Raw genomic sequence first — 25616 nt, 5'->3', positions numbered from 1 at the left:
AGTTTCATCCGTTTACTGCTTTATACGCAATAAATAGTGCCAACAAACGAACCTCAAAATATCATTTCAACGGTTGCCAATTATGGTAAACGCCTGTTCAGTTTCATCCGTGGAAGGGTGAATACAGACGAGGATGCGGAAGATATTTTACAGGATGTTTGGTTTCAGCTAAGCAATCAGCCCGAAGTGGGTACTATTGAGCAGATTAGTGGCTGGCTATACCGCGTGGCCAGAAATAAGATTACCGATGAATACCGGAAACAAAAGGAAGAATCGATTGAAGATTTCAGTTTCGAAGGGGAAGATGGGGAAATCAATTTCAAGGAAATTCTACTGGCCGAGGCTTACTCACCGGAAGAGGAAAGCTTGAAAAAACTATTCTGGGACCAGCTGTTTCTAGCGCTCGAAGAACTGCCCGAAAATCAACGTTACGTATTTGTACAGAATGAATTGGAAGAACGCACTTTTCAGGAGCTGGCCGATGAAAGCGGGGAGAATATTAAAACATTAATATCAAGAAAAGGTTATGCGGTAAAACACCTGCGTAACCGCTTACAAAATTTATATCAGGAATTTATTAACTATTAAATTTGCAGACATGATGAATAGAAATTTTAATCGGCGCAAGAAATTTATTTTCTTTTTACCCGTAGCGGTGCTTATAGCAGCGGTTTTGGGTTATGTGGTTATGTTTTTATGGAACTGGATTTTACCTGAGGTGGCACATGCAGGCAAACTAAATTACTGGCAGGCCCTCGGCTTACTGGTGCTGTGCCGGTTGCTTTTTGGTAATTTTAAAAAAGGCGGTCATGACGGACATAATGGTTTCCGTGAGCGGGCAAGGGCCATGCGTGCCAAATGGGAAACCATGGACGACGAGGAACGGGTAAAATTTAAAGAAGAATATAAACGGAGGTGTGGCGGATGGGGCCACCACCGGAATAAAGAATAGTGAAAAGCTCCGAATTTCTTCGGAGCTTTTTTGTTTTATCTGTTTTGCCGTTATTCTGAACATCGCGAAAGCCTCTCCGCGAATCGTCATCTCCGCAGCAACGCGGAGTGGAGAGATCTATCAAAATAGATTTCTCCCCGCCTGTACGGGCAGTCATTTCGCTGCGCTTCAGTGGAAATGACGGTCGATTTTTTAAACAGTCATACTAAGAACGACTTTTCTACTTATTCTATCAGTTGGTGTCTCACCGACCGAAATGGTAACTACTAAAAGATCCTTCGACTACGCTCAGGATGACATAACGAGGGAGTGACGCTCCAGATTAAAAAAAATCAAAATAATTTAAAGTAAAAATAAAGTTGCTTCGTCTTCCTATATAAATAACGAAATAACAGGGTTTGATGGGTCAACTTGCTTACAGTGAAATGATTAAACCTTTAAAAAGATAAGAAGATGAAAAAAATATTAAAAGCTATAGGATTTGGGATGATACTCGGCGCGGCCGCTTTCTTTATCCCCTTTGTATTCAAATTTATATTGGCTGCGGTGCTGATCGGTTTTATATTCAGGGCCTTTGCAGGCAGAAGACGTCATTATTTCCACAGCAGATATAACGGTTTTGAAAACCATTTCAACCCGATTGTGCCGATTGACAATCAATGGTACAGGCCAACCGTACAAAGCAATGGATCCGTTAACAACATCAATGTAAACTACTAAGCCATGAGAACATTCAGAATATTACTGGCACTTGCTGTTGCTGCAGGAACTTTTTACAGCTTAAATGTATTAGCTGTTCAAAACGGATATCGCGATCGACTTGACTTTAAAAACAGGCATTACAACGAAGATTGCCAGCATGAGCATAACAGGCGCCATGCTTTCAGTCACCACAATAGAAAAACCACTGATGCTTTAATTGCGCCGGTAGATAGTTTTAACATCACAAAAAGATAAGATTATGTCGCAGGTACTTTTTTTGAGCGATCCATCACAGGCAGATGTGAGTCCGATTTTAGGAATGGCCAACGAACTGATCAGTCGTGGAGAAAAGGTAACTTTTTTCAGTTCGGATGAGTTTAAAGCTCCTATTGAACAAATCGGTGCAGATTTTAAGGCCTATAATCGCGAGGTGGATGTTTTTCAGCGCAATGCTGAAAGTGATGAAGAAAAACCGAAATCGGGTTTGATCAGTGCCTTACTCGAACCCATGAAGTTTATCGATGATATTGTGGTGCAGATAAGGGGATTAAAATTCGATTATGCCGTTTTTTCACCGGCTTATCCTTATGCCAACATCATTACCCAGCTATTGGGGATTACCAAAACCGAGCAGGCGGTTACCAGTTAACTGGTTAAATCCTGCGAATTAATAAAATAAATAACCATTAGATTAAGTAAAATGTACAAAGAACATAGATGCCACGAGGGCAGGATGCATGGCCGTTACGGCGCAGGAGAAGGAAGATTTGGAAGACACTTCGGCGGGCCTTTTGGTCACCATAAATTCGGGATGTTTAACCAGGGATTTAGAAAAGTACCGGTTAACATCGAGGAAACAGAAAACAGTTTTATTATTGAGCTTTTTGCACCGGCATTGGAGAAAGAATTTTTAAAAGTAGTAACCAAAGATGATGTATTAACCATTTCTTACCAGCCAAAAGAAGAAGCTGAAACGGCTAAAAAATACAACAGGAAAGAATACAGCAATGGCACTTTTGAAAGGGCTTTTGCTTTAAACGGAAAGGTTTTATCAGATCATATCTCAGCAAACTACGCCGATGGAATTTTGAAAGTTAACCTGCCTAAAAACCCCGAAACGAATATACCCGAAAAAGATATCGAGGTGCACTAAGTTTCGTCTATTATAATTTCCAGGCCCCAATTGTTTAATACAGTTGGGGCTTTTTTGGGTTAAGAGCTTATAAAATGCATTTGTTTCTTCTGAATATAAATGATATTGAAATGCTGTTTGCTATTGGCGGTATTTTAAGGTACTTTTGCTAAAAGACATAAATACAACAGATTGAATTTTAACGACTTTAATTTTAACCCCGATTTATACGAAGGCTTAATGGCCATGGGGTATAAAAGCGCTACTCCAATACAAGAACAAGCCATACCGGTAATTTTAGATAATCATGATCTGATTGCCTGCGCCCAAACCGGCACAGGGAAAACCGCCAGCTACCTTTTGCCCGTAATGGATAAAATTAGCAAAGCAACCGACAGGCATAATAATACTTTAATCCTGGCTCCAACCCGCGAACTGGCTCAACAGATTGATTTACAGGTTGAAGCGCTGGCCTATTTTACCAACATTAGCTCTTTAGCGGTATATGGTGGGGGAGATGGCATTGCTTATGAGCAGCAAAAACGTTCGATGCGCGAAGGTGTGGATATCATTATTGCTACTCCGGGCAGGTTAATGGCGCATTTATCCAGTGGTGTGTTAAAACTGGAGCACTTGCAGCATTTAATCCTCGATGAAGCAGACAGGATGTTGGATATGGGCTTTTACGACGATATTATCCGGATCATCAGCTACCTGCCAAAGAAAAGGCAAACGCTTTTATTTTCGGCTACTATGGCACCTAAAATAAGGACCATGGCTGGTAAAATTTTGCACGAACCCAAACAGATTACCATTTCGATTGCTAAACCTGCCGAAGGAATTGACCAACAAGCCTACAATATCCACGACCAGCAGAAACAGGCATTATTAACAGAGATTTTTAAAAGCGACCAATACAAAAGCAGTATCATTTTTGCCTCTACCAAAGAAAAAGTAAAGGCATTGTATAAAGCTTTTAAAGGTTTGGGCATAAAAGCCGAAGCTTTTCACTCTGATTTGGGACAGAAAGAGCGCGAAGATATTTTACTGGCCTTTAAAAACAGAAGGTTGCCGATTTTAATCGGTACAGATGTTTTATCACGTGGAATTGACGTAGAAGGAATCGATTTAGTAATCAATTACGATGTTCCCGGCGATCCGGCTGATTATGTACACCGTATTGGGCGTACCGCAAGGGCAGCCACAAAAGGTACAGCCATCACCCTGGTTAACGGAAGGGATAAGCGTAAATTTGATAACATAGAGAAACTAATTGAAAAGCCTGTTCCGCGCATGCCCTTGCCCGAAAGTATAGCTGCAATGGAAATTACACATGTAGAAGAAAAAAGACCTCAGCATAACGGCAAGAAAAAGGTTTGGCATAAAAAGAAAAAACCAAAACCATCTGCTTAAAATGTAAAAAGGAAGATGTAAAATGGATGATTTAGCTAGCGATAGGAAATCATCCATTTTCTTTTATAGATTAGCTTTGCATTATTCAAATGGCAAATTTTATTCTTATCGGTTTATGTATTTTGGCGGGCATTCTTTTCAGAAAAAGCAAATCGCTGCCTAAAGATGCACACAAGGGCATTAATGCCTGGATTATTTACATCGCATTACCTGCTGTTTCGTTTAAGTACCTGCCACACATTACCTGGACGAAAGATCTGCTTTTCCCGGCACTGGCGCCGGTTTGTATCTGGTTGTCCGGTTGGTTGTTCATCACCGTTTACAGCCGTATAAGAAATCTCAGTAAAGCAACTTCCGGAGGTTTAAAATTAACCAGCTCTTTAAGTAATACTTCTTTTGTGGGATTTCCTTTAATTGTAGCTTATTTTAGTGAAAAGGAATTGGGTATCGCCATAATCTGCGATCAGGTAACATTTACCCTGTTATCAACCATTGGAATTATTGTCGCCATCCGCTCGTCGCAGTACCAAAAATTAAGCGGAAAACTGGTGCTGAAAAAAGTATTAACTTTTCCGCCGTTAATCGGTTGTGTTTTAGCCTTAACCGTTCCACATTTTGTAAATATTACTACACTCAATCCGTTATTTGATAAGCTGGCCGGTACGGTTGGTCCGCTGGCCTTATTTTCGATCGGTTTGCAGTTAAAATTTGGGGGTTGGTTTAGTGAACTAAAACACATCAGTTTTACTTTGCTATATAAACTGATTTTAGCGCCTTTGGTGGTGATGCTGATTGCTGTGATCTTAGGCATGAGCGGAACAATTACCAAAATAACCATTTTCGAAATGGCAATGCCAACATTATTAACCGCAGGGGTAGTGGCCGATCAGTATAATCTTAATCCTAAACTCTCCAATCTGGTGGTTGGCATCGGGATTGTGCTTTCGTTTATTACCACGGGTTTGTGGTGGCTGGTGCTCACGTATTCGGGGCTGGTTTAAATTATTCTCGTTTTTAACCGCAAAGTACGCAGAGGCTGTTTTTAGAGGCTGGCTACCGAAATACAGATTAACACGGAGGATTTAACATACGCCCGAAATAATGATACTTTGACCGTTTCGCCAACTGCCCAATGCTTTGCGGTTAAAACAACAAATATTGTGGTAAATTAACATTCAGGCAAACTGATCGGAATATTGGTTGCGAGGCCTCCATCAGAGGTTTCTTTGTATTTGGCATTCATATCCAAAGCAGTTTCCCACATGGTATTAACCACAGCATCAAGACTCACCTTTGCTTTATCGGGATTGCTCTGTAAAGCCAGCTGACTGGCTGTAATGGCTTTAATGGCGCCCATGGTATTCCGTTCGATGCAAGGGATTTGTACCAAACCACCAATCGGATCGCAGGTTAAGCCCAAATGATGTTCCATGGCGATTTCTGCGGCCATTAAAACCTGCCTTTGCGAGCCACCAAGACATTCGGTTAGTGCTGCTGCTGCCATGGCAGAGGAAACACCAATTTCGGCCTGACAGCCACCCATTGCTGCGGAAATGGTTGCTCCCTTTTTAAAAATACTGCCAATTTCGGAAGCACAGGCAATAAACTGAATGATTTTATCTTCGCTATAACCATCGCAAAAGGTAATAAAATATTGTAATACGGCCGGAATTACACCAGCAGCGCCATTGGTAGGGGCAGTTACCACACGGCCAAATGATGCGTTTTCTTCATTTACAGCCAGTGCAAAACAGCTTACCCAATCTAAAGTATAATTAAAGCCGTTGCCACCTTTTCTAATGGCATCAACCCAGCTATCGTAATTGGTATATTCACTTTTGTTGATCAGACGTTTATTTAGCGGGAAAGCCCTTCTGGCTACATTTAGTCCACCGGGTAAAAAGCCAGTGGTGTGACAGCCACGGTAAATACAATCGCGCATTACCGCGAAATGTTGTAAAATACCCTTTTTGGTTTCTACTTCGGTGCGCCAGGCCAGTTCGTTTTCCATAACGATCTCGCTCACTTTTAAACCGGTAGACAGGCACCAGTGTAATAATTCTTTAGCTTTTTCTACCGGAAAAGGTAAGTCTACCTGTACTTTATTGCTATTGTCTTCACCTTCTTTCACCACAAAACCGCCACCAATGGAGTAATAGGTTTCAGAAAAAGCTTTGCCACTTTTTAAAAAGGCCTGAAAAGTTACTGCATTAGGGTGAAAAGGTAAACTCTCGGTAAAAAGGAAGAGTAAATCTTCATCATAATCAAAATCGATGATCAGGTGGCTGGCAAGGTTCAGTTTTTTATCTTTTTGGATGTTTTCAAATGTTGGGGTAACGGCATCCACATCAAAAGTTACGGGATCAGCCCCGGTTAAACCCAATAAAATAGCCACATCGGTTCCATGGCCTTTTCCTGTTTTGGCAAGGGAACCATATAACAATATCTTGATGCCTTCAACATCATCAATTAAGCCATTTTGGGCAAGCGAAGCTGTAAATTGCTGGGCCGCACGCCAGGGGCCTAAAGTATGTGAGCTTGAAGGGCCAATGCCTATTTTAAAGATATCGAAAACCGAAATTTGTTCCTTGATCATTATGAATATAAGTTATACAAAGCTATGATTGTTTTATGATTCTGACTAAATTAATTTTGACTGAAGATGAAAATATTTTACCTTAGAAAGATCTAAATTAAACGCACTAAAAATGGACTTCAACAACAGTTATCAGGAAATTGATTTAAGCTACTGCCGTGCCAGCTCAGGCAAAAGACTGGCAAATTACATCATCGACCTTATTGTTTTTTACATCATTCTTCTTGGCATTTACATCTGCATCGGAATTTTACTTCCGGGTATTTTAGATGGAATCAATGATCTTTTAGACCGGTTGATCGCGATGGTTTGTTATGGCTTTATTATGTGTTTAATAGAAGCTGTTTCACGTGGAAAATCAATCGGAAAACTCATTACAGGCACAAAGGCCGTAAACTTAGATGGCAGTGAGATTGATTTCGGAAAGGCATTTACACGAAATATGATCCGCTCGATTCCTTTTAATGCAATTAGTGGACTCGGTAATCCTTGTGATCCCTGGCACGATCGCTGGTCGGACACAATTGTTATCGACGAGAAAAAACTGGCTTTACAAACCCAGCGGGCAGATCTTTTTGATTCGGTTAAAAATCAAACTCTATAATATCGTTATCTTTTAGCATGCGCTCTACAAACTTCTGATGGTTTTGCGGCGTTCCGGTGGCTACCCAGTTTCCGGTGATGATATCGTTTACCAATTGATGCTTGCCGCGTTGTGGTTTAAGTTTACTTTCGCGAAAAACTTCTTCATAGCTTTCCAGATCGCCATGGGTATGTTGTTTTTTTACAATACGGTAAACACGTTTGGTAAAGCGGCGGTCGCCGATTTCTTCCAGAAAGGGAAAAATAATCAATGCCAGTAATACCACAATGGTAACGCCAATGGCCTGTTCGTAATAACCGGAGCCCACTGCCATACCAATGGCGGCAACAATCCAGATGATACAGGCTGTAGTAAGCCCTTTAACGCGGTTTTCTTCTTTAAAAATTACGCCTGCACCAAGAAAACCGATACCGGTAACAATGTTCGAGGCAATACGGTCCTGACTGGTTGGCCCGATTTTGATGGATAAGATGGTAAACAGGGTGGCACCCAAACCGATCATCATCATGGTTTTTAAACCGGCAGATTTACTTCTGTATTCGCGTTCTGCACCGATAATGCCACAAAGCAGGGTAGCCAGTAAAAACTTATTGATTTCGCTTTGTGTAATAAAATGGTTTTGATCTAAGATATCGTTCATTGCCTTGAGTTATCAATGGCAAATTAATAAAAATCGTAACATCTCAGGCCATTTGCACGGCCACCATTTGAACTATTTGGAAAATATTTTTCGTATCCTACTCCGATTTCTGAAGTTCCGCCGGTATTGCTGTAGTTGATTTTCGAGGTTGTAGCATCGTGACTGATGCCTAATCTGAATTTTTCGCCATTGGTTCGTCTGTTGAAAATATCAAAGATCACCGAAAAAACAACGGCATCGTTTCCGTTCGCATTGCCATCGTTACGGTACCAGATGCCTGCATTTATACCTGCATATTTATACTGCATGCCTACACTGAACGATTTTACGTTACCTTGTTTATAGGCCACAATAGAAGGGATGAGGTAATTCCCGTCGCGATCGTACTCATCAGGCACCAGGGTTAATTTATAACTTAAATTACCAGAAATACGCATGGGCAACCTGGCCTGAAAACCTGACAGGGATTCATCCGGGCGGTTAAGGTGATGCACAGCTAATCCCATCATAAATTTGCCCACCACCAGGTTGGCACCTGCATTCGAATCGAAGTAATAGCGGCTATCTACACTTGGCCTTTCGGCGCCTGAAACACTGCCGGGAATATAACCCGTACTAATGTCGATCTGATCGCCAAAAACAAGCTTATCCCAGTTTAATTTCTGGTTGGTAATGCCCCCCTGCAAGCCAAACGATAAGGTAAAATCATCTCCGCCAATAATATACGAATAGCTTAGGGCAACATTGTTTTTCACCAGGTAAGCGGTACCCTCGCTGCTGCGGTTAAAAATAATACCAATACCGCTATTTAATCTTGACAAGTTAAGGTCTCCTGAGGCGGTCATGTAAGAAAAATCGCTCGCCAAACCTGTCCATTGGTTACGGTATAAGGCATTAAACCTGATATCACCTTCAAACTGACCGGTTAAGGCCGGGTTTAAGTAAATCGGTGCATTGTAAAACTGCGAATAAATATGGTCCTGTGCCAACGAAACCATTGGCAATGCCCAAAACAAAAATAATATTATCCTGCTCCTCATCATCTTATTAAATATATTACACCCGTTTTCTTTGGAGGAGATGAATCATAAGTCATCCCTTTCCAATCGCTGCCATTAATAAATTTTATGTCTACTTTCCAGTAATAAACGCCCTGTGGCTGCTCCTGTCCGTTATAAGTGCCATCCCAACCCTCTAAAGGTGAGCCATCATCCAGTTTTGTAGTTTCCCATAATAGCTGGCCCCATTTATTAAAGATTGACATTTGCCACTCTTTTATGCCACGACCTTTAGCCTTAAATACTTTGATTTCGTTTTTCGCACTTGCCGGCATAAATGAATTCGGGATATTCAGATAACCCGGCACCCCGATAATCCGGACCGATTGAAAAGTATTGGAAGAACAGCCTTCTTTGTTAAGTACCTTCAGGGTTACGTTGTAGGTGCCTTCATTGGCATAAGTGTGGGTAGGATTTTGCAGGGTTGAAACCGCACCGTCACCAAAAGTCCACTGCCAGCTCACCGCATCCACGCTAATGTCCTTAAAGGCAAATGTGTAGTTCGGAATGGAGACTTCGTTCCCCGGGGTAACCGTAAAAGTTGCTACAGGTGGGGGCACAACATGGATATAATCGGCTATGGTAGTGCTTTTTGTACAGCCGAGAGCGTTTGTTGCCGTGAGGGTAACCGCATAGTTTTTCCCTGCACCATTAAAGGTATGCGTAGGTTCTATGGCATTTGATGTTGGCGAACCATCACCAAAATCCCAAACATAACCTATGGCGCCGGTACTGGTATTTTTAAACTTAACTGTTACGCCATCGCAGCCACTTGTTTTATCTGCAGTAAAACTTACGCTGGGCTGTGGTAAAACTTCAACAGTTTCGGTTGTGGAGGCGTTAGAACAATTGTTCGATGCGTATAGTGTAATGGTATATTTTCCCGGCTCGGTAAAGGTATGCGATATGGTTTCGGGTGCGGTGTGGGTAACCGTGGTGCTGCCATCGCCAAAATCGTAAACAAAAGTGCCGGCACCTTTGGTGTTATTAAAGAAATCGACTTTTAAAGGGGCACAACCCTTAAGCTGGTTGCTGTTGACCACCAATTCAGGGATAATATCGTTAGGTGCCACACGGATAGAATACTGAGATTCACTGCTGCCACACTCGTTGGTGGCGGTCATTTTTACCACGTAATCCCTAACCGCCAAAGTGGTATAAGTATGGCTTACGCTGTTTTTATCGGTTACGGTTAGCGGTGCAGAGCCATCGCCAAAATCGTAGGTATAACTGGTGTAATTTCCGGGCGAAGTATTACTAAAAGTAACCGCCAGGGGAGAGCAGCCTGTGGTTTTATCAGGAGAGAAAACAGCAACCGGTTTGGCTTTTACCAATACGGTTGAAGTTTGTGTAGTGATGCCGCAGGCGGTGGTAGCCTTTAAAGTAACGGTATAAGTGAGGTCTTTTCCTGTCGGATCTGCTTGGTAGGTAACCGCCGGTGGTTGGGCCAGATTTGAATTCGTCCCGTTTCCGAAATCCCAGTAAAAGGTTGCTGCAGTTAATGAATTCGAAGTATTGGTGAAAACAACATTTAACGGTCCGCAGCCCGATGTTGCGCTTTGTGTGTATGCCGCAGTTACATTTTGCAGGGTACTAAATGTATGGCTGGTTTCATCACTATTACAACCCAAACTGCTTGTTACCACTAGTTTAATCACCACATTTTCATTATCATTTGCAATAGTGTAGCCCGGAAAAGTAATGCCAGTGCCAATCTGTACGCCATTGGCAAACCAGGTGTAAGTATTATTGCGATCTGTGTAAGGGGTAGCCGATATATTGGCGGCGGTTAAAACGAAAGGCGGACAACCTTTATCGGTATTAAAAACCAACTCAGCCTTAGCCGGAGGATTCACTGTTATTTTTACCTGATTGCTCAAATTGTTGCTACAAGCACCGCTGGTTACCGATCGCCTGTAAAATATGGTTGCAGTAGGAGCCGGAGGGACAAAATTAATACCCGTTGCACCCAGCACATCAGTCCAGACTGTTCCGTTTATGCTCGATTGCCATTGATAAGTATAAGTACCGCTTCCTCCGCTTGGTACTGAACCGGTAAGCGAAGCTGCAGGGGTGCCCAAACAAATAGTTTGATCGACAGAAATGGTATTATTCGTTAATCCCGGCAGAACGGTAACCTGTATCGAATTACTGATCGAAGTACAGATGGTGCTGTTTACCAATCGCCTGAAATAAGTGGAAGAATTTAGAGTTAAAGTTAAATCTTTATTTGTAGCCGATGGCACATTGGCCCAGGTATTTCCATCAGCACTGCTTTGCCACTGATAGGCAAATGTGCCCGTGCCACCTGTTGGTGTGTCGCCAGTGATGGTAATGCTTTGGCCAGCACAGACAGGAGCCGTTACAGGATTGATGTTATTGATAACCGGTGGATAATAGGTCACGATGACCTCATCAATGGAAGGAGGACAACCATTAAAACCGGAAATCGTCCACCTGAACGTATAAGTTTGTCCGGGTGCTAAACCCGTAACGGTGGTGTTGTATAACGTAGGATCGGTAATGGTAACACCGGTTTGTGCAGATACTAAAGTCCATGTGCCACTGTTTGGGGCAGGATTATTTCCGTTCAGGGTAATGCCGTTTCCGCTACATAAATTTTGATCAGGGCCCGCATTCGCAGCTACCGTTCCGGGATTTACCGTGATGGTGGTTACCGTTGAGATGGCTTCGGCACAGCTACCACTTTGCACTACAGCGCGGTATTTGGTGGTAATGGCAAGGTTAGAAAAAACAAAAGGATTGGCTGTTGAAGTAACAGTAGACCAGGTTACACCATTGTCAATAGAGCGTTCCCAGCGGATAATATTTCCAACCTGCCCGGTTAACGTAATATTGCCGCCATTTGCTCCTGCACAAACCGCTACATCTCCGGCAGTGGTTCCGCCAATACTTAACGGATTAACGGTAATCTGTACATCATCACTTGATGTGGAGCAGTTGGTGTATGCAATTGTCCATCTTAAAATGTAAGTGTTACCGGGTACTAATCCACTTATATCAGTGTTAGGTTGTGTATCATCGGTAAAAGTGATGGCAGTAGGGGCCGAAACAATGGCCCACTTCCCCGTACCCACTACCGGCGGATTTCCTTTTAGGGTATAAGTGCTTGCATTGCAAATGGCTTCATCCGGACCAGCATTGGCCAGTGTTGCGCCTGGCAATACGGTAATGGTAACAGTTGCTGGCACACCCGGACAGCCGTTTGAAGACACAGGCGTAATCGTATAGGTTACTGTGCCGGCTGTGGTGCCCGAATTGGTTAAAATATCGTTAATCTGGGTGCCTGCCGATGCAACAGTTCTATTGGTATTTCCGGTGATGTTACCTGTTACAGCGCTGGTATAAGTATAATTTACTGCTGGTAAATTGGCCGACAAGGTAATGGCTGATGATGTTTTATTGCAAATGGTTAGGCTGGCTGCTGTTGCTGTTACAATGGGGTTTGGTTTAATGGTAACCACCAGATTAAATGGTGTACCATCGCAGCCATCTGAATGGGGGATAACGGTATAGGTTACCGTGGCATCAGCGCTAAGATCTGTATTGGTTAATATATCATTAATATTTCCGGTTCCGTTTATGGTATAACCGTTTGCTGTTGCCGTTCCGGTGGCCGTCCAGGTGTAGGTAACGCCGGTAACTGCAGAGGTTGGCGTGTAGGCGACGCTATTGCCTGTACAGATGGCTTTTGTGCCTGCGCTGGTTAAGCTAATATCTGGCTTAATGGTTAAGATAATATCATCATCTATCTGGTTACACGGAGCAGCCAGCGTTGTGGTTACCCTTAATTTTAGCGTAACAGTTCCAGCTGCTTTTTCGGCTGCGGTAGGGGTGTAAACAGCATTTAAATCGTTTCTGTTTGGTGTAAAGCTTCCCAATCCTCCAATCCATGTTTGTGTTGAGGTGGTGCCTGTTATCATTCCATGTAAGGCAAAACCAGGATCGTTAAAGCAAATAGCCTGATCCGGTCCTGCATTAACCACTGGGGCCGTGCTGAAAGTCAAAACCTGGGTATCTGTAGCTGTTCCGCAATTGTTTTTATGTATAATAGTTACAGTGTAAGTGTCGTAGCTGTCGAATTTTATCGACGGATATTTGGAATTGGCCGTTGTTCCCCCTGCAAAACTATAAGTTCCGGAACCCGATGGAACTACCGTCCAGGTGTAAGTATCCGGTAAATCTTTCGAAGTTCCGCTGATGGTGGTTTTGGTTGGCCCTGTTGTAGTATTGTTAAAATCGTAAGTAGAAAGGTTGCAAAGAGTAATATCAGGCGAAAGGGTAGCTAAAGGACTTGAATTTACTACCACAGTTTGCGGTAAACTTGTAGCCGGACCGCACGATGGCGTAGAAATGTTTAGCGTAATGGTATAACTACCCGGATTCGTAAAAATGAACTGTGGTTCTTTACTGGTAGCACTTGTACCACCAGCATAACCTATTGCCGGTGTAACCGACCAAAAATAGTTGTTGGCTGCATTGCAGATGTTATCGATAACCGAAAGGTCAGAAGCTTTTAAGGTTGTGCCGGCACAAACGGTGGTTGATGGTAAACTAAAAGCGGGCTTGGGAGGATCCTGGATACAGATTTTCATCTCTACGGGATCTGCGTTACAAGCGCCGGAACTATTCGATTCTAAACGGATGGTATGCTCCCCACGCGTAGGGAATTTATACACCAGGTTATAAGATCTCGGCTGATTTGCCTTAACAGGTACATTGTCAACATACCAGTTATAAGTTACCTCATTAGGTGAGCAGCCCAGTGTATTGGTATTTGGGTTTTCGCCCAGAGTAGATGTGTTTACAAAAGTGATGTCAGTATTGGTGCAACCTGGCGTGTTGAAGGCGAAAGAATTTACCGGTTTAACCACAACCTTTGCCGATGAAGAAACAGGCGTACCGATTATGCCGCAAAAGGTATTCGATACATTTATGGAAACATCAAAAGCATTATAAATTGTGCCTGCGCTCGAGGTAGAAACACTTCCACACGAAGATTTGATGTAAGAATGTGCCACTCTACCACCATTATTAATGATCTCGCAAAGGGTATAGGTAGTAGTGGTTTGGTCGCCCCAGGTAATGGTATAAATATCGCCCGGAAAGTTGTTTTGGATGCCGGAGCCCGAAGTTACATCAACATTAAAGGTTAAAGCGCCTAAAGGTAAACACACTATGGTATTTCCGGTATTGGCGAAGGCGGTTATCGTTTTATTGTTAATGAGTAAATAAGCCTTGGTAGCAACGGTACCATCAGGCATTACGGCTTTGGTATATATGGTATAATGTGATTGCTGAGCAGTAAAATTTTGTATTGGAGTGGTGAAAGAAAGATTAGTTGTACCTCCGCCGCTTCCTCCATCTGTTACTGTGGCCGTAACCGTACTGTTTGCTGTAGATTCGTTGCTGATTAAAAAACTATTATCTGGCTTACTCGTACAGGTACCAAAAGTTTCTTTATTGTTGTTGTTTAAGTAATTTGAGGTAAGTTTTGCTTCAACAGGTGCCCCTGCTTTTACTTCAAAGGGGGTTGATGCGACACTAGCCGAAGTTGGGGCAGTTGTTTTTACCCTTACCCGATAACCTGTGCCGGGTGTAAGGCCCGGAGGAAGTATCCCATTGATGTAAGTGCTGTAAAAGCCTGCATAGGTACCAATCAGGGTCTCTGCGCCGAAATTTCCATTTTGATCAGAAAGGTATAATTGAAATATATTTCCCTGCGATATACAGCTTGCAGGCACCGTAAAGGGAACTGCAATGGTACTGCCGGGCGTAAACGGACCAGGATCTACCGTACCTATGGTAACCTGGGCTAAAACATTTGACGTGCACAAAAATGCCCCAAAAAATAGGACAAGAAAAAGCCATTTCCTTTTACAACGAATCTTCATAAATCTCTAACACTAGGGAATGTTTTTATTGCGTTCTGGAAGCGATGTTTTGAACCAGCTCTAACCTGTCACTCAGAAATGAGTACCGGGCCTGAGACGCGTCAATAAATATTCATTACAAAGAACGTAATTTTCACATTACATTTTATAAAATTTTACACCAATACCAACTAAATGAGCAGGTTATAAGAAGTAAATTTTCGTTTTTTTGCGTTAAAAGGCATAAAAAAACCCTCAGTGCCTTAAGCGCTGAGGGAATATTTTACACGAAATAGTTTCGCTATGGAGGTGATATTACATCATACCGCCCATACCGCCGCCACCCATTGGAGGCATTGGAGCACCACCTTCTTCAGGTTCGTCTGCTAAAACAACTTCTGTAGTTAATAACATCGCTGCAATTGAAGCTGCGTTTTCTAATGCTACACGACTTACTTTAGTTGGATCGATAACACCGGCACCAATTAAGTTTTCGTAAACACCTGTACGGGCATTGTAACCGTAATCTGCTGTACCTTCTTTAACTTTTTGCACTACGATAGAACCTTCAATACCTGCGTTTTCGCAAATCTGACGTAATGGCTCTTCGATAGCACGACGGATGATCTGGATACCAGTGTTTTCATCTTCGTTAGCACCTTTTAAATCAGCGATAGAAGCAACTGCACGGATAAAAGCAACACCACCACCAGCAACAATACCTTCTTCTACAGCCGCACGGGTTGCATGTAAAGCATCATCAACACGGTCTTTTTTCTCTTTCATTTCAACCTCACTGGCTGCACCTACGTAAAGAACTGCAACACCGCCAGCTAATTTAGCCAAACGCTCCTGTAATTTTTCTTTATCGTAATCAGATGTAGTCGTTTCGATCTGAGATTTAATCTGGCTAACGCGTGATTTAATATCGTCTGAATTACCGGCACCGTTAATTACAGTTGTATTGTCTTTATCAACAACAACCTTTTCAGCAGAACCTAAATAAGTTAAATCAGCATTTTCTAATTTGTAACCTCTTTCTTCTGAAACAACGATACCACCAGTTAGGATTGCGATGTCTTCTAACATTGCTTTTCTTCTGTCGCCAAAGCCCGGAGCTTTAACAGCAACCACTTTTAACGAACCACGGATTTTATTTACTACCAAGGTAGCTAAAGCTTCGCCATCTAAATCTTCAGAAATGATTACCAATGGTTTGCCGGTTTGAACTGTTTTTTCTAAAACAGGCAACAATTCTTTCATGTTGCTGATTTTTTTGTCGTAGATTAAAATGTAAGGATTATCTAATTCAGCTTCCATTTTATCTGCATTGGTCACAAAATAAGGAGATAAATAACCCCTGTCAAACTGCATACCTTCTACTGTTTTTACTTCAGTTTCAGTACCTTTTGCTTCTTCAACAGTAATTACACCATCTTTACCTACTTTGCCCATTGCCTCAGCAATTAAAGCACCAATTACTTCATCGTTATTAGCTGAGATAGATGCAACCTGTTTAATTTTGTTGTTATCTTCACCAACGGTTTGTGATTGTGCTTTTAAGTTTTCTACAACAGCAGCAACCGCTTTATCAATACCGCGTTTTAAATCCATCGGGTTTGCACCTGCAGCAACGTTTTTAATACCGGTTGTAATAATCGCCTGAGCCAATACAGTAGCGGTAGTCGTACCATCACCAGCAATATCAGCTGTTTTTGAAGCTACTTCTTTAACCATCTGAGCACCCATGTTCTCAACTGCATCTTTTAATTCGATTTCTTTAGCCACAGTAACACCATCTTTGGTAATTGCTGGTGAACCGAATTTTTTATCGATGATTACGTTACGGCCTTTTGGGCCTAAAGTTACTTTTACTGCATTTGCAAGAATATCAACACCTCTTTTCAGGGCATCGCGTGCTTCTACGTTATATTTTACTTGTTTTGACATTACTTTTTAAATTTTGAATGATTGTATGGAAGAATGATTGAATTTGTATTTATCATTCTAACAATATTATTTATTTGTTGATTGATGCTGAATTTACTCTTTCGAAACTCAGTCATTCAATCTTAATTATTTACCCTACAACAGCGTAAATATCAGTTTCACGCATAATCAGGTAATCTTTACCTTCGTAAGGGAATTCGGTACCGCCGTATTTACCATAAATTACAACATCGCCAACTTTTACACTCGCTTTTTTACCTTCAGAATCTTCTTCAGAAACAGAAACCACAGTTCCTTTAGATGGTTTTTCTTTAGCAGTATCAGGGATATACAAACCCGATGCAGTTTTTTCTTCTGCCGCAGCCGGTTCAACTATTACTCTGTTCGAACTGCCAGCAATTGGTTTAAGGTTTAACGCCATAACTTTTATTATTTTTTATTTTGATTTTAAGTTTTTTAACTACGCATACATTTAACACTTTTTGTGCCAAGTGGTTTGGAGGGACAAATTTTCACCAAACTGTCAATCTTTTTACCCTAATTTAGAATGTAGGTGTCAGCATGGCAGTAAGTTTTTAAATTTTGAGCCAGATTTATCTCTTACTCGTCATTGCGAGAAGGCTTTTTCAGCCGACGAAGCAATCTTAATGCTATGGGTTATAGCGATTGTTTTAAGATTGATTCGTCGTTCCTCCTAGCAATGACGGTTGCTCTATACCGCCTTTTCCGTTAAATACTTCCAGTACCTTTTTGGTACATGCTGCAAATGCAGTTTGGTATTTTTCCGTGCTACAATATTGGCACTTTTAAAATAATCTTTCCAAAGGGTGGCATATAAAGCTTCACCTTCATCCATTAAAACCGGAGCAGGATTTTGCTTATTTACGCCATTGCTAAAACTGATGGTGATTTCTTCAACCGTATTTAAATTATAGTGCAGTCCGTATTTTCTTTTTAGGTCGTAAATTACCCATTGCTGATCGGCATACCGGTTTTTAAAGTGATTGGAAATTAGGGGCAATACATTAAAATCGGGATCAATGCCCGCATAGAAAATCCCATCGCCAGTTTTCTGAAAACGGATAAAGGCTTCCATGCGGTGTTTTTCGCGCTCTACGCTTTTGGCATATTTAGCAAGCGCAATTACATGTTCATTGCCATAATTGCTTTCGGCACCTGCCGGATTTTGGAAAATATAAAGGCTAAACTGAAAAAGATGGTTGTAAGCTTCCGGAATTTCTGATAGGTAACTGCAATAGAACTTGCGGAGCCAATCTTTTTTAATTTTTTTTTCCAAACCCGTCCAAACCCGATCGGCCTTATCTCCGTCGGTGGTAACGGTAAAACTTTCTACAAAAGCTTCGGGCTGGAAAATTTCGATCGATTTTAGCACAACTTTTCCCGGCTTGCGCTCAAACCACTCAAAAACAGCTGTTAAAAGGCCTTGCAGGGAGCCATCGAAAATGTAGGTCATGGGTTTGTTTGTTAGATCGTCATCTCGACTGAAGCGCAGCGGAATGCCTGCCCGTACAGGCTGGGAGAGATCTATAGTAGATTTCTCGACTGCGCTACACTCCGCTCGAAATGACGATCGCGGGGGATTTAAAACAAAATCATCTGGTTACTATCTGTTTTTAAATATTTACTCTGACTTTCAGCCAGAATAAAAGCTTTTATCTGTGTTCCCTGATAATCTTTCAGTTGGTACGGCGTATCTAAACAGGTAATAAAATGTTTGGCGCGGTTATAAGCCACGCCGATTTTTTTTAACTGGTCGATCCTTAATTTACCAAATTTGCGGGCCTGTACAATTTTCTGAGCAGACATTACCCCAATACCCGGAATGCGGAGGATCATTTTATAATCGGCAGTATTAATATCAACCGGAAAATGCTGCATATTGCGGATGGCCCAGCTCAATTTAGGGTCGATATCGACGTCCAGGTTGGGGTTGGCATCGTTTAAAATTTCCTGCACCTTAAAACCGTAAAAGCGCATCAGCCAATCGGTTTGGTACAGGCGGTTTTCTCTTAACAAAGGTGGTTGAGTACCCAAAACAGGCATCCTGGTATCGTTACTAATGGGCACATAACCCGAATAATAAACCCTCTTTAAAGCGAAATTTTTGTAAAAGGCATTCGCCGTGTACATAATATCCTTGTCACTCTCTGGTGTAGCACCAATTACCATTTGTGTACTTTGGCCGGCAGGTACAAATTTGGGCACATGTTTAATCAGCTTTTTATCTGCGCTAAACTGTGTAATTTGTTGCTGAACAAATCCAAGAGGCTTAATTACGTCTGCATGGCTTTTTTCGGGCGCTAAAAGTTTTAAGCCTGCTTCAGTTGGCATTTCTAAATTGATACTCATGCGGTCGGCATAAAGGCCTGCTTCTTTAATCAGTTCATCGCTGGCACCCGGAATGGTTTTCAGGTGGATATAACCATTGTAATTTTGCTCTAACCGCAGTTTTTTTACCACAAGCAGCAAGCGTTCCATCGTAAAATCGGCATTTTTAAAAATCCCTGAACTCAAAAACAGGCCTTCAATATAATTTCGGCGGTAAAAATTCATGGTAAGGTCTACCACTTCATCTACCGTAAAGGCTGCACGTTTTATGTCGTTACTTTTCCGCGATACACAAAACAGGCAATCGTATATACAATGGTTTGTTAAAAGGATTTTTAAAAGCGAAACGCATCGGCCATCTTCGGTATAGGTGTGGCAAATGCCGGATGTATGGCTATCACCCAGGCCTTTATTGGTATTTTTTCTTGTGCCGCCGCTTGATGAACAAGAAACATCGTATTTAGCGGCGTCAGCAAGAATATTAAGCTTTTCACGAATTCGATCAGACATAGGTAAATTATTTACTAACAAATATAGTTTAAATAACTAAAAATATTAGTAAAAAGATTTGTTTAATCTATTCGTTTAAGGAATAATTGTTTAACCGTGATAAAGTTAATGCTTAAACATTGCGAAAGAATACTGATAAATGAGTAATTTTTAACAGACCGTTTGCAGGTTATTTACCTTCCCATTCTTTATAAAACTGCTCCAGGTAGGTTAGCATAAAATTGTGTCTTTCTATTGCTATTTTTTTGCCAGCTTCGGTATTCATCATATCTTTTAACAGCAGTAATTTTTCGTAAAAGTGGTTAATGGTAGGGGCTGTGGTGTTTTTATAACTTTCTTTGTTCAGGTGCTCCTCCGGTGCGATAGCAGGATCGTAAAGTACGCGGTTTTTGAAGCCGCCATAAGTAAATGCCCGTGCAATACCAATTGCCCCGATGGCATCTAAACGGTCGGCATCCTGAACAATCTGCATTTCTTTAGAAGAAAAAGCGGCACCGTCAAAGCTATTTTTAAACGACATGTGCTGAATAATCAGCTTAACATGTTTGATGGTTTCTGCATCAACAGCAATAGATGATAAGAACGATGCAGCCATATTGGGGCCTAATTCTTCATCGCCGTTATTAAATTTAGGATCAGCAATATCATGCAGTAATGCAGCAAAGGCCACTACAAGTTCGTCGCCATTTTCTTGCCGGTTAATGGTTTGAGCAGTTTTAAAAACACGCTCAATGTGGAACCAATCATGTCCGGCCTCAGCATGCGCTAAGGCTTTTTTAACAAAATCAATGGTTTTCTGAATGGTAGACTGCATAACTCTGAATTTTTTTCAAAGGTATCGGAATTATATGCAGGTATGAAAAAATGATATCAACAGCGCCGGCTAGATGGCCGCCGCTGCTCTGTTCTCGTCATCAGCAATAATTTTAATTAAATCGCTGTGATTAAGGGTTAATAAATGTGATACCTCAACCTCTAAAATTGCTGCAATCTGAAATAACCGGTCGATAGTTAATTTACTATATCCAAGCTCAATTTTGCTGTAAGCATTTTGGGATATTTTTAACTTCGCTGCCAGGTAATCTTGAGTATAATCTCTGTATTCTCTAATTTTTCTAATATTCCCGGCAACATTCTTCGTCTTTAGCGCCAATACATCTTCCATAAAAAAGGGATAAATTTTTTAAATGTTCTTTTGCTATGTACGAAACTTTCAGTCGGGCAGATTTCCAATGTGCAAATTTTTAGCACTATTAGGAATTAAGCAGGTATTGCACAGAACTTATCAAGTAACAAGAAAACAGGTTAAATGTTTATTTAACTGCTTTTTATGGCCTCATTATCAGCTTTAGTATGTACCCAAAAAGGTTATGACTTGTTTTTTAAATCCGGCTGAATTTCGCGTAGGCGTATTAACCCGAGGTGTAGTGAACTGCGATGGGAATTATGTTTTTATAAGGCAGATTGATGAATATAATCTGGTAATGTTAAGCGAAAATTATGGACAAACAGATGCCGGGAATTAATATAATCCCCAGTCATCTTCAAATTCGTCTTTTTCGAAATATTTAACCCATTCGATAAACAGTAAACGGAATTTCTCCATTTCGTCTAAAACAATGTCTTTATATTCTGGTGTACAGATTTCGAACATATCTGCAGCCCTTACCTGGGTTTCGAGTTCGCGGCAATTGGTGCGGATAATGGAAGCGTTCTCCATCCTTAAAATATACATATCGGCACCTTCTGCCCCAACAATTTTTGGACATAGCATCAGTGCATTCTGCATAATTAAGTTAGCAGTCATTTCGGCCATTTCTCCTTCAAGCGTTTCGCAGAACAGGGCAGCATATTTATACACAGCCCTTGCCTGGTTATAAAGGCTTTTTGCCCTGGTTGCCTTTAGCCTAACCTTTTCCGCGTCATCACTCGATAAATTTTCTTCATCCTCATCATCGCGGCCAAAACGGCTAAAATGCTCCCATTCGGGCATGTGATCCATGTCATCAAATTCCATATTCTTCAAAATTTTCTACGTTATGGTACGTAAGAGAGCGTAATATATTAATTTTCAATGAAAAACTATGCCTCAATTAATGGTGCCCTGCGCGAGCCGTCATATAATTCGTATTCCAATAAACGACAATCTAATTTACCATTATAAAATTCAATTTTCTTAGATGCTTTTAAACCAATTTTCTTTGCAAGATCAGGATTTCCGGTGAAAATATAACCAGAATAACCTTTGCATTTGGTTTTCATAAAATCGCCCATCCTTTTATAGGTCAGTTCAAGCTTGCTGTGTACGCCTAAACGCTCACCATATTCAGGATTAAAAACCACAACGCCTTTTCCATCTTCCGGAACAGGAGTTAATTCAAAATCGCATACTTTAAACTCAATCAGTGTATCTACACCTGCTGTTTTCGCATTTCTGCGGGTTACTTCTACGGCATCCTCAGAAAGATCGGAAGCTATAATTTTAAGGTCAACATTTTTAATTACCTGATCTTTTAAAATTCTGCGCTCTGCAAAAAAATCTTCCTCATTGTAACCTAAAATATGCATAAAACCATAATTCATGCGGTACAGGCCGGGCGCACGGTTAGTGGCAATAAGTGCCGCTTCTATAGCCAATGTTCCTGAACCGCACATGGGGTTAATGAACGGCGATTTTCTGTCCCAGTTAGAGGCCAGGATTACGCTTGAAGCTAAAGCTTCCAACATAGGTGCTTTTCCCGGAATTTTACGATAACCGTGTTTGGCAAGGGTTTCGCCCGAGGTATCCATAAAAACATCGGCATCGGCATCCTTCCAGTATAAATGTACCACCGCTTTGTTGGCATCTGATCCGGAGTTGGGGCGGATGCCTTTTTTCTCTTTCATGCGGTCAACAATTGCATCTTTAACTTTTAAATTGGCAAAAAGCGGGGTGGTTATATTTGGGTTATCCACATTTGAGGTAACCGAAAAATAGCCCGAAAAATCGATCAGTTCTTCCCACTCAATGGCCGAAATTTCTTTATATAGGTCGTCAGGCGTAACGGCCTTAAAACTTTTAATTGAATACAGGATCTGACTGGCACAACGCAGGTTTAAATTGAGCTTAATACACTCTGTAAGGGTAATATTGAGCTCAACACCGGTGGCGAAAGCCCGGACTATGGTATAGCCTAAAGCCGTAACTTCATCTTGAAGATAAGGAGAAAGGCGCTTGTTGCAGGTAATAATTACCTTGCTTTTATTGTGGAAAACTTGCATCATAATATATGCGAAGTTATCAATAAAATTATAGAGATTTGATGTTTATAGTACATTAAGTAGTATTAGATATGGAAATTAAAGGAAAGGTGCACGAAGTAGGTGCCACACAACAAGTAAGTGAAACGTTTAAAAAGCGTGATTTAATAATAGAATACGCAGAAAATCCAACATACCCAGAATATATCCGTTTTGAGGCTTTACAAGATAAAACTGCATTATTAGATACTTTTAAAGCAGGTGATGAAGTTGAGGTGTTCTTTAATTTACGTGGTCGCCCCTGGACAGATAAACAAGGTAAAACATCATATTTTAACAGTTTGGTAATCTGGCGTATCAATGCCATTGCAGCAGGCGCTCCTGCAGCAGCACCAGCTTATGCAGCTCCGGTTGATGTAAGCAATGCACCAGGTGAAGATGATGATTTGCCTTTTTAAATAAAGAATCTTTTTTAAGCAAACAATTTTGAACCATGCCGGGGCTTTTGCTCCGGCATTTTTTTTGCCCTTTCGCTAAACTTCCGAAGTTTTACCAGAGGAACGGCCTGCGCTAACTTCCGAAGTCTTTCAGTCGCTGTTAAAATATGTTAAAAACAAACAGTTAGCTTTGCTATTCAGTATTTTTGATACCTGTTTAGATTTAAAAAGATGGTGTTCCGGTTTTTTTAATCTTAAAACCATTCTGGTTTATGAAGAAAAAGAGTTTTTGGTTAATTACTGTTTTGATGACCGTGGCTTTGCTGGGTGTTTTTGTAATGCAGTTGTATTACATCAGGGAATCCTATAAGCTAAAATCACAGCTTTTTGACGAACAGGTAAACCAGACTTTAACCACCGTTGTAAATAAAATCCAGCGTAGAAATGTAGCCGATCACCTTAACAGGAAAGACGCAGAAAACAAGCTAAAACAGCTTCAGGATTCGAGGCAGCGTGCACTTGATATTAAGGATTTAAGACAGCAATATGTTCAGGAAGCTGAACTTCGCCAGGTGGAGCGCGAAAACCAGATCGAAAATTACCTGAACCAGCAGGATAGTATTATCCGTAACGCTTACCGTGCACCCGATGTAATTTCGGAAAAGGAGTACAGTTCTTTAACCTCGAAAAACGGTGATAAACTCGATCTGCAGATGGATGCTTTTGTGGACATGAAAAGCCTGATTATAAAAGGTTACAGCATGCGTACCAAGCCATTTTCTACGCCGCCAAAAGCATTCGAATTTAAAAGTTTGCAAAGTTTGCCTGATACTTTAAGGTACCTGGTTTTCGATCCGAGGGATGGTAGCCCGGGTTTTGCCAATGTTCCAAAGATACCAAGCGACTTACAGAAAAAGTTTAAAAGGGAAGATGAGATTGCTAAAAAGCAGTTAGAACTAAAAATTGCAGCGCTGGGCAAAGATACTTTTTCTTACACCAGGTTAAGTGTGGTTGAAGATGTATCAAAAGAACTCCAGGAAACCAAAATACCGATCTATAAACGCATTAATTTCGATGCCCTTGGTAATTTGCTAAAAGAGGAGCTTTTGGCGCATAATATTTCCCTGGAGCCTGCTTACCGTATCTCTCTGGCCCAAAAAGATTCGACTATTTTTATGACGGCCTCCAATGTGAAAGGAGAGTTTCTGCCTGAGAATACCTATAAAACACCGCTGTTCGGGAATGACCTGTTCCGCGATCCGGGAATGCTTTTTGTGAGTTTCCCGGATAAAAATTCGGCTATTGTTGCCAATCTGAGTGTTACGCTGGCTTCATCTGTCGCTTTATTGCTGGTACTTGTTTTTATCTTTTCCTACACCCTTTATGCCATTTTAAAGCAAAAAAAACTGTCGGAAATGAAAACTGATTTCATCAATAACATGACGCATGAGTTTAAAACACCGGTGGCCACCATTATGATTGCCAGCGAAGCTTTAAAAGATCCCGAAGTAACAGAAGATAAGGCGCGTTTAAAGCGTTTGGCGGGTATTATTTATGATGAAAATGTGCGTTTAGGTAGTCATATTGAGCGCGTGTTAAGTATTGCACGTTTAGAAAAAGGGGAGCTTAAACTTGAGAATACCGAGGTAGATGTAAATGATCTGATTGTGATTGTGCTGGATAGTATGGAGTTACAATTACAAAAAAGAAATGCGGTGATCCATGTTAATACCGATGCCGAAAATGCAGTGGTTTTTGGTGACGAGCTGCACCTGTCGAACGTAATTTATAACCTTATTGATAACGCCAATAAATACAGTACCGAAACGCCGGAAATTACCATTACTACGCGTAATACCCATAAAAATATCATCATCGAAATTGCAGATAAAGGCATCGGGATGACGAAGGAGCAATCTAAGCGGATTTTCGATCAGTTTTACAGGGTGCCTACGGGTAACCTGCATGATGTTAAAGGTTTTGGCCTGGGCTTAAACTACGTTCAGGATATTATTAAAAAACTGAATGGAACAGTTAAGGTAAGTAGCGAAAAAGATAGAGGAACCACGTTCGAAATATCTTTACCTTTATATACCGGATAACCGTCGGCACAAAAGCTTGCTTTATCGATACATTTAA

General features: G+C 41.2%; 24 protein-coding genes. 12 read left to right on the top strand and 12 right to left on the bottom strand.

The window, feature by feature from the left end; translation table 11 throughout:
- The first annotated feature begins 36 nt into the window (after nucleotides 1-36).
- The 8 genes from ABD769_RS20920 to ABD769_RS20885 all read left to right on the top strand — a co-directional run bounded on the left by ABD769_RS20920 (nucleotide 37) and on the right by ABD769_RS20885 (nucleotide 5200).
- Nucleotides 37-588, top strand: a complete 552-nt coding sequence (locus tag ABD769_RS20920) for an RNA polymerase sigma factor (protein WP_344853308.1) — start codon at nucleotides 37-39, stop codon at nucleotides 586-588.
- A 10-nt stretch (nucleotides 589-598) separates the two neighbouring features.
- Nucleotides 599-952 (top strand): HMG-box domain-containing protein, encoded by a 354-nt coding sequence (locus ABD769_RS20915; protein ID WP_344853307.1) that lies wholly within the window; start codon nucleotides 599-601, stop codon nucleotides 950-952.
- Between the two features lie 453 nt (nucleotides 953-1405).
- Nucleotides 1406-1672: a hypothetical protein gene (locus ABD769_RS20910; RefSeq protein ID WP_344853306.1), complete on the top strand. Its 267-nt coding sequence runs from the start codon at nucleotides 1406-1408 to the stop codon at nucleotides 1670-1672.
- A gap of 3 nt (nucleotides 1673-1675) precedes the next feature.
- On the top strand, nucleotides 1676-1909 hold the full coding sequence (locus ABD769_RS20905; protein WP_344853305.1) for a hypothetical protein: 234 nt from the start codon (nucleotides 1676-1678) through the stop codon (nucleotides 1907-1909).
- Between the two features lie 4 nt (nucleotides 1910-1913).
- Nucleotides 1914-2303 carry a glycosyltransferase gene (locus ABD769_RS20900; RefSeq protein WP_344853304.1) on the top strand — a complete coding sequence of 130 codons (390 nt, stop codon included), beginning with the start codon at nucleotides 1914-1916 and terminating at the stop codon, nucleotides 2301-2303.
- Between the two features lie 51 nt (nucleotides 2304-2354).
- A complete protein-coding gene (locus ABD769_RS20895; RefSeq protein ID WP_344853303.1) occupies nucleotides 2355-2807 on the top strand; it encodes an Hsp20/alpha crystallin family protein in 453 nt (150 codons plus the stop codon).
- 171 nt (nucleotides 2808-2978) lie between these two features.
- Complete coding sequence (locus ABD769_RS20890) at nucleotides 2979-4199, top strand: DEAD/DEAH box helicase (RefSeq protein ID WP_344853302.1); 1221 nt, start codon at nucleotides 2979-2981, stop codon at nucleotides 4197-4199.
- 89 nt (nucleotides 4200-4288) lie between these two features.
- On the top strand, nucleotides 4289-5200 hold the full coding sequence (locus ABD769_RS20885; protein ID WP_344853301.1) for an AEC family transporter: 912 nt from the start codon (nucleotides 4289-4291) through the stop codon (nucleotides 5198-5200).
- A gap of 167 nt (nucleotides 5201-5367) precedes the next feature.
- Here the strand turns inward: ABD769_RS20885 and ABD769_RS20880 are convergent, their stop codons facing one another.
- Nucleotides 5368-6795, bottom strand: a complete 1428-nt coding sequence (locus ABD769_RS20880) for an L-serine ammonia-lyase (RefSeq protein WP_344853300.1) — start codon at nucleotides 6793-6795, stop codon at nucleotides 5368-5370.
- A gap of 112 nt (nucleotides 6796-6907) precedes the next feature.
- On the opposite strand from ABD769_RS20880, the gene ABD769_RS20875 reads away from it, so the two are divergent.
- Nucleotides 6908-7399 (top strand): RDD family protein, encoded by a 492-nt coding sequence (locus ABD769_RS20875; protein ID WP_344853299.1) that lies wholly within the window; start codon nucleotides 6908-6910, stop codon nucleotides 7397-7399.
- Here ABD769_RS20875 and ABD769_RS20870 read toward each other — a convergent pair.
- The 9 genes from ABD769_RS20870 to ABD769_RS20830 form a co-directional block, all read right to left on the bottom strand.
- Nucleotides 7380-8039 carry an MgtC/SapB family protein gene (locus ABD769_RS20870; protein ID WP_344853298.1) on the bottom strand — a complete coding sequence of 220 codons (660 nt, stop codon included), beginning with the start codon at nucleotides 8037-8039 and terminating at the stop codon, nucleotides 7380-7382. The genes ABD769_RS20875 and ABD769_RS20870 overlap by 20 nt on opposite strands.
- Nucleotides 8040-8062: 23 nt before the next feature.
- Nucleotides 8063-9082, bottom strand: coding sequence for a PorP/SprF family type IX secretion system membrane protein (locus ABD769_RS20865; RefSeq protein ID WP_344853297.1), 1020 nt, complete (start codon nucleotides 9080-9082; stop codon nucleotides 8063-8065).
- Entirely contained in the window at nucleotides 9079-14955 is a 5877-nt protein-coding gene (locus ABD769_RS20860) for a PKD domain-containing protein (RefSeq protein WP_344853296.1), read from the bottom strand. The genes ABD769_RS20865 and ABD769_RS20860 overlap by 4 nt, the downstream gene beginning before the upstream one ends.
- A 351-nt stretch (nucleotides 14956-15306) precedes the next feature.
- Nucleotides 15307-16941, bottom strand: coding sequence for a chaperonin GroEL (gene groL / locus ABD769_RS20855; RefSeq protein ID WP_344853294.1), 1635 nt, complete (start codon nucleotides 16939-16941; stop codon nucleotides 15307-15309).
- Between the two features lie 130 nt (nucleotides 16942-17071).
- Complete coding sequence (locus ABD769_RS20850; RefSeq protein ID WP_025141798.1) at nucleotides 17072-17362, bottom strand: co-chaperone GroES; 291 nt, start codon at nucleotides 17360-17362, stop codon at nucleotides 17072-17074.
- A 291-nt stretch (nucleotides 17363-17653) separates the two neighbouring features.
- Nucleotides 17654-18415 carry a TIGR03915 family putative DNA repair protein gene (locus ABD769_RS20845; RefSeq protein WP_344853293.1) on the bottom strand — a complete coding sequence of 254 codons (762 nt, stop codon included), beginning with the start codon at nucleotides 18413-18415 and terminating at the stop codon, nucleotides 17654-17656.
- Nucleotides 18416-18543: 128 nt separating this feature from the next.
- Nucleotides 18544-19800: a putative DNA modification/repair radical SAM protein gene (locus ABD769_RS20840; RefSeq protein ID WP_344853292.1), complete on the bottom strand. Its 1257-nt coding sequence runs from the start codon at nucleotides 19798-19800 to the stop codon at nucleotides 18544-18546.
- 169 nt (nucleotides 19801-19969) lie between these two features.
- Nucleotides 19970-20614, bottom strand: a complete 645-nt coding sequence (locus tag ABD769_RS20835; RefSeq protein ID WP_344853291.1) for an HD domain-containing protein — start codon at nucleotides 20612-20614, stop codon at nucleotides 19970-19972.
- A gap of 69 nt (nucleotides 20615-20683) precedes the next feature.
- On the bottom strand, nucleotides 20684-20965 hold the full coding sequence (locus tag ABD769_RS20830) for a helix-turn-helix domain-containing protein (protein ID WP_025141802.1): 282 nt from the start codon (nucleotides 20963-20965) through the stop codon (nucleotides 20684-20686).
- A 205-nt stretch (nucleotides 20966-21170) separates the two neighbouring features.
- Here ABD769_RS20830 and ABD769_RS20825 point away from each other — a divergent pair, with 205 nt between their 5' ends.
- The gene (locus tag ABD769_RS20825) at nucleotides 21171-21326 is read left to right on the top strand and encodes a hypothetical protein (RefSeq protein ID WP_344853290.1); all 156 of its coding nucleotides are present in this window, start codon (nucleotides 21171-21173) and stop codon (nucleotides 21324-21326) included.
- Here the strand turns inward: ABD769_RS20825 and ABD769_RS20820 are convergent.
- Together ABD769_RS20820 and ABD769_RS20815 are read right to left on the bottom strand one after the other, a co-directional pair.
- A complete protein-coding gene (locus tag ABD769_RS20820) occupies nucleotides 21323-21817 on the bottom strand; it encodes a hypothetical protein (RefSeq protein ID WP_025141803.1) in 495 nt (164 codons plus the stop codon). The two genes, ABD769_RS20825 and ABD769_RS20820, sit on opposite strands and share 4 nt — an antisense overlap.
- Nucleotides 21818-21882: 65 nt before the next feature.
- Entirely contained in the window at nucleotides 21883-23061 is a 1179-nt protein-coding gene (locus ABD769_RS20815; RefSeq protein WP_344853396.1) for a THUMP domain-containing class I SAM-dependent RNA methyltransferase, read from the bottom strand.
- A gap of 71 nt (nucleotides 23062-23132) precedes the next feature.
- Between ABD769_RS20815 and ABD769_RS20810 the strand changes: the two genes are divergently transcribed.
- Nucleotides 23133-23498: a DUF3127 domain-containing protein gene (locus tag ABD769_RS20810; RefSeq protein WP_344853289.1), complete on the top strand. Its 366-nt coding sequence runs from the start codon at nucleotides 23133-23135 to the stop codon at nucleotides 23496-23498.
- A 251-nt stretch (nucleotides 23499-23749) separates the two neighbouring features.
- Nucleotides 23750-25579: a sensor histidine kinase gene (locus ABD769_RS20805; RefSeq protein WP_344853288.1), complete on the top strand. Its 1830-nt coding sequence runs from the start codon at nucleotides 23750-23752 to the stop codon at nucleotides 25577-25579.
- The last annotated feature ends 37 nt before the right edge of the window (nucleotides 25580-25616 follow it).

The organism is Pedobacter jeongneungensis, from assembly GCF_039538295.1.
GTDB lineage: Bacteria > Bacteroidota > Bacteroidia > Sphingobacteriales > Sphingobacteriaceae > Pedobacter > Pedobacter jeongneungensis.
The sequence above is the reverse complement of the archived record's forward strand: the minus strand, read 5'-3'. Positions and strand labels throughout refer to the sequence as shown.

Excerpts from the sequence above, each read along its gene's own strand:
- ABD769_RS20915 (WP_344853307.1), top strand. The coding sequence starts at position 599 with ATGATGAATAGAAATTTTAATCGGCGCAAGAAATTTATTTTCTTTTTA.
- ABD769_RS20910 (WP_344853306.1), top strand. The coding sequence starts at position 1,406 with ATGAAAAAAATATTAAAAGCTATAGGATTTGGGATGATACTCGGCGCG.
- ABD769_RS20905 (WP_344853305.1), top strand. The coding sequence starts at position 1,676 with ATGAGAACATTCAGAATATTACTGGCACTTGCTGTTGCTGCAGGAACT.
- ABD769_RS20900 (WP_344853304.1), top strand. The coding sequence starts at position 1,914 with ATGTCGCAGGTACTTTTTTTGAGCGATCCATCACAGGCAGATGTGAGT.
- ABD769_RS20895 (WP_344853303.1), top strand. The coding sequence starts at position 2,355 with ATGTACAAAGAACATAGATGCCACGAGGGCAGGATGCATGGCCGTTAC.
- ABD769_RS20885 (WP_344853301.1), top strand. The coding sequence starts at position 4,289 with ATGGCAAATTTTATTCTTATCGGTTTATGTATTTTGGCGGGCATTCTT.
- ABD769_RS20880 (WP_344853300.1), bottom strand. The coding sequence starts at position 6,795 with ATGATCAAGGAACAAATTTCGGTTTTCGATATCTTTAAAATAGGCATT.
- ABD769_RS20875 (WP_344853299.1), top strand. The coding sequence starts at position 6,908 with ATGGACTTCAACAACAGTTATCAGGAAATTGATTTAAGCTACTGCCGT.
- ABD769_RS20870 (WP_344853298.1), bottom strand. The coding sequence starts at position 8,039 with ATGAACGATATCTTAGATCAAAACCATTTTATTACACAAAGCGAAATC.
- ABD769_RS20865 (WP_344853297.1), bottom strand. The coding sequence starts at position 9,082 with ATGATGAGGAGCAGGATAATATTATTTTTGTTTTGGGCATTGCCAATG.
- groL (WP_344853294.1), bottom strand. The coding sequence starts at position 16,941 with ATGTCAAAACAAGTAAAATATAACGTAGAAGCACGCGATGCCCTGAAA.
- ABD769_RS20850 (WP_025141798.1), bottom strand. The coding sequence starts at position 17,362 with ATGGCGTTAAACCTTAAACCAATTGCTGGCAGTTCGAACAGAGTAATA.
- ABD769_RS20845 (WP_344853293.1), bottom strand. The coding sequence starts at position 18,415 with ATGACCTACATTTTCGATGGCTCCCTGCAAGGCCTTTTAACAGCTGTT.
- ABD769_RS20840 (WP_344853292.1), bottom strand. The coding sequence starts at position 19,800 with ATGTCTGATCGAATTCGTGAAAAGCTTAATATTCTTGCTGACGCCGCT.
- ABD769_RS20835 (WP_344853291.1), bottom strand. The coding sequence starts at position 20,614 with ATGCAGTCTACCATTCAGAAAACCATTGATTTTGTTAAAAAAGCCTTA.
- ABD769_RS20830 (WP_025141802.1), bottom strand. The coding sequence starts at position 20,965 with ATGGAAGATGTATTGGCGCTAAAGACGAAGAATGTTGCCGGGAATATT.
- ABD769_RS20825 (WP_344853290.1), top strand. The coding sequence starts at position 21,171 with ATGACTTGTTTTTTAAATCCGGCTGAATTTCGCGTAGGCGTATTAACC.
- ABD769_RS20820 (WP_025141803.1), bottom strand. The coding sequence starts at position 21,817 with ATGGAATTTGATGACATGGATCACATGCCCGAATGGGAGCATTTTAGC.
- ABD769_RS20815 (WP_344853396.1), bottom strand. The coding sequence starts at position 23,061 with ATGCAAGTTTTCCACAATAAAAGCAAGGTAATTATTACCTGCAACAAG.
- ABD769_RS20810 (WP_344853289.1), top strand. The coding sequence starts at position 23,133 with ATGGAAATTAAAGGAAAGGTGCACGAAGTAGGTGCCACACAACAAGTA.
- ABD769_RS20805 (WP_344853288.1), top strand. The coding sequence starts at position 23,750 with ATGAAGAAAAAGAGTTTTTGGTTAATTACTGTTTTGATGACCGTGGCT.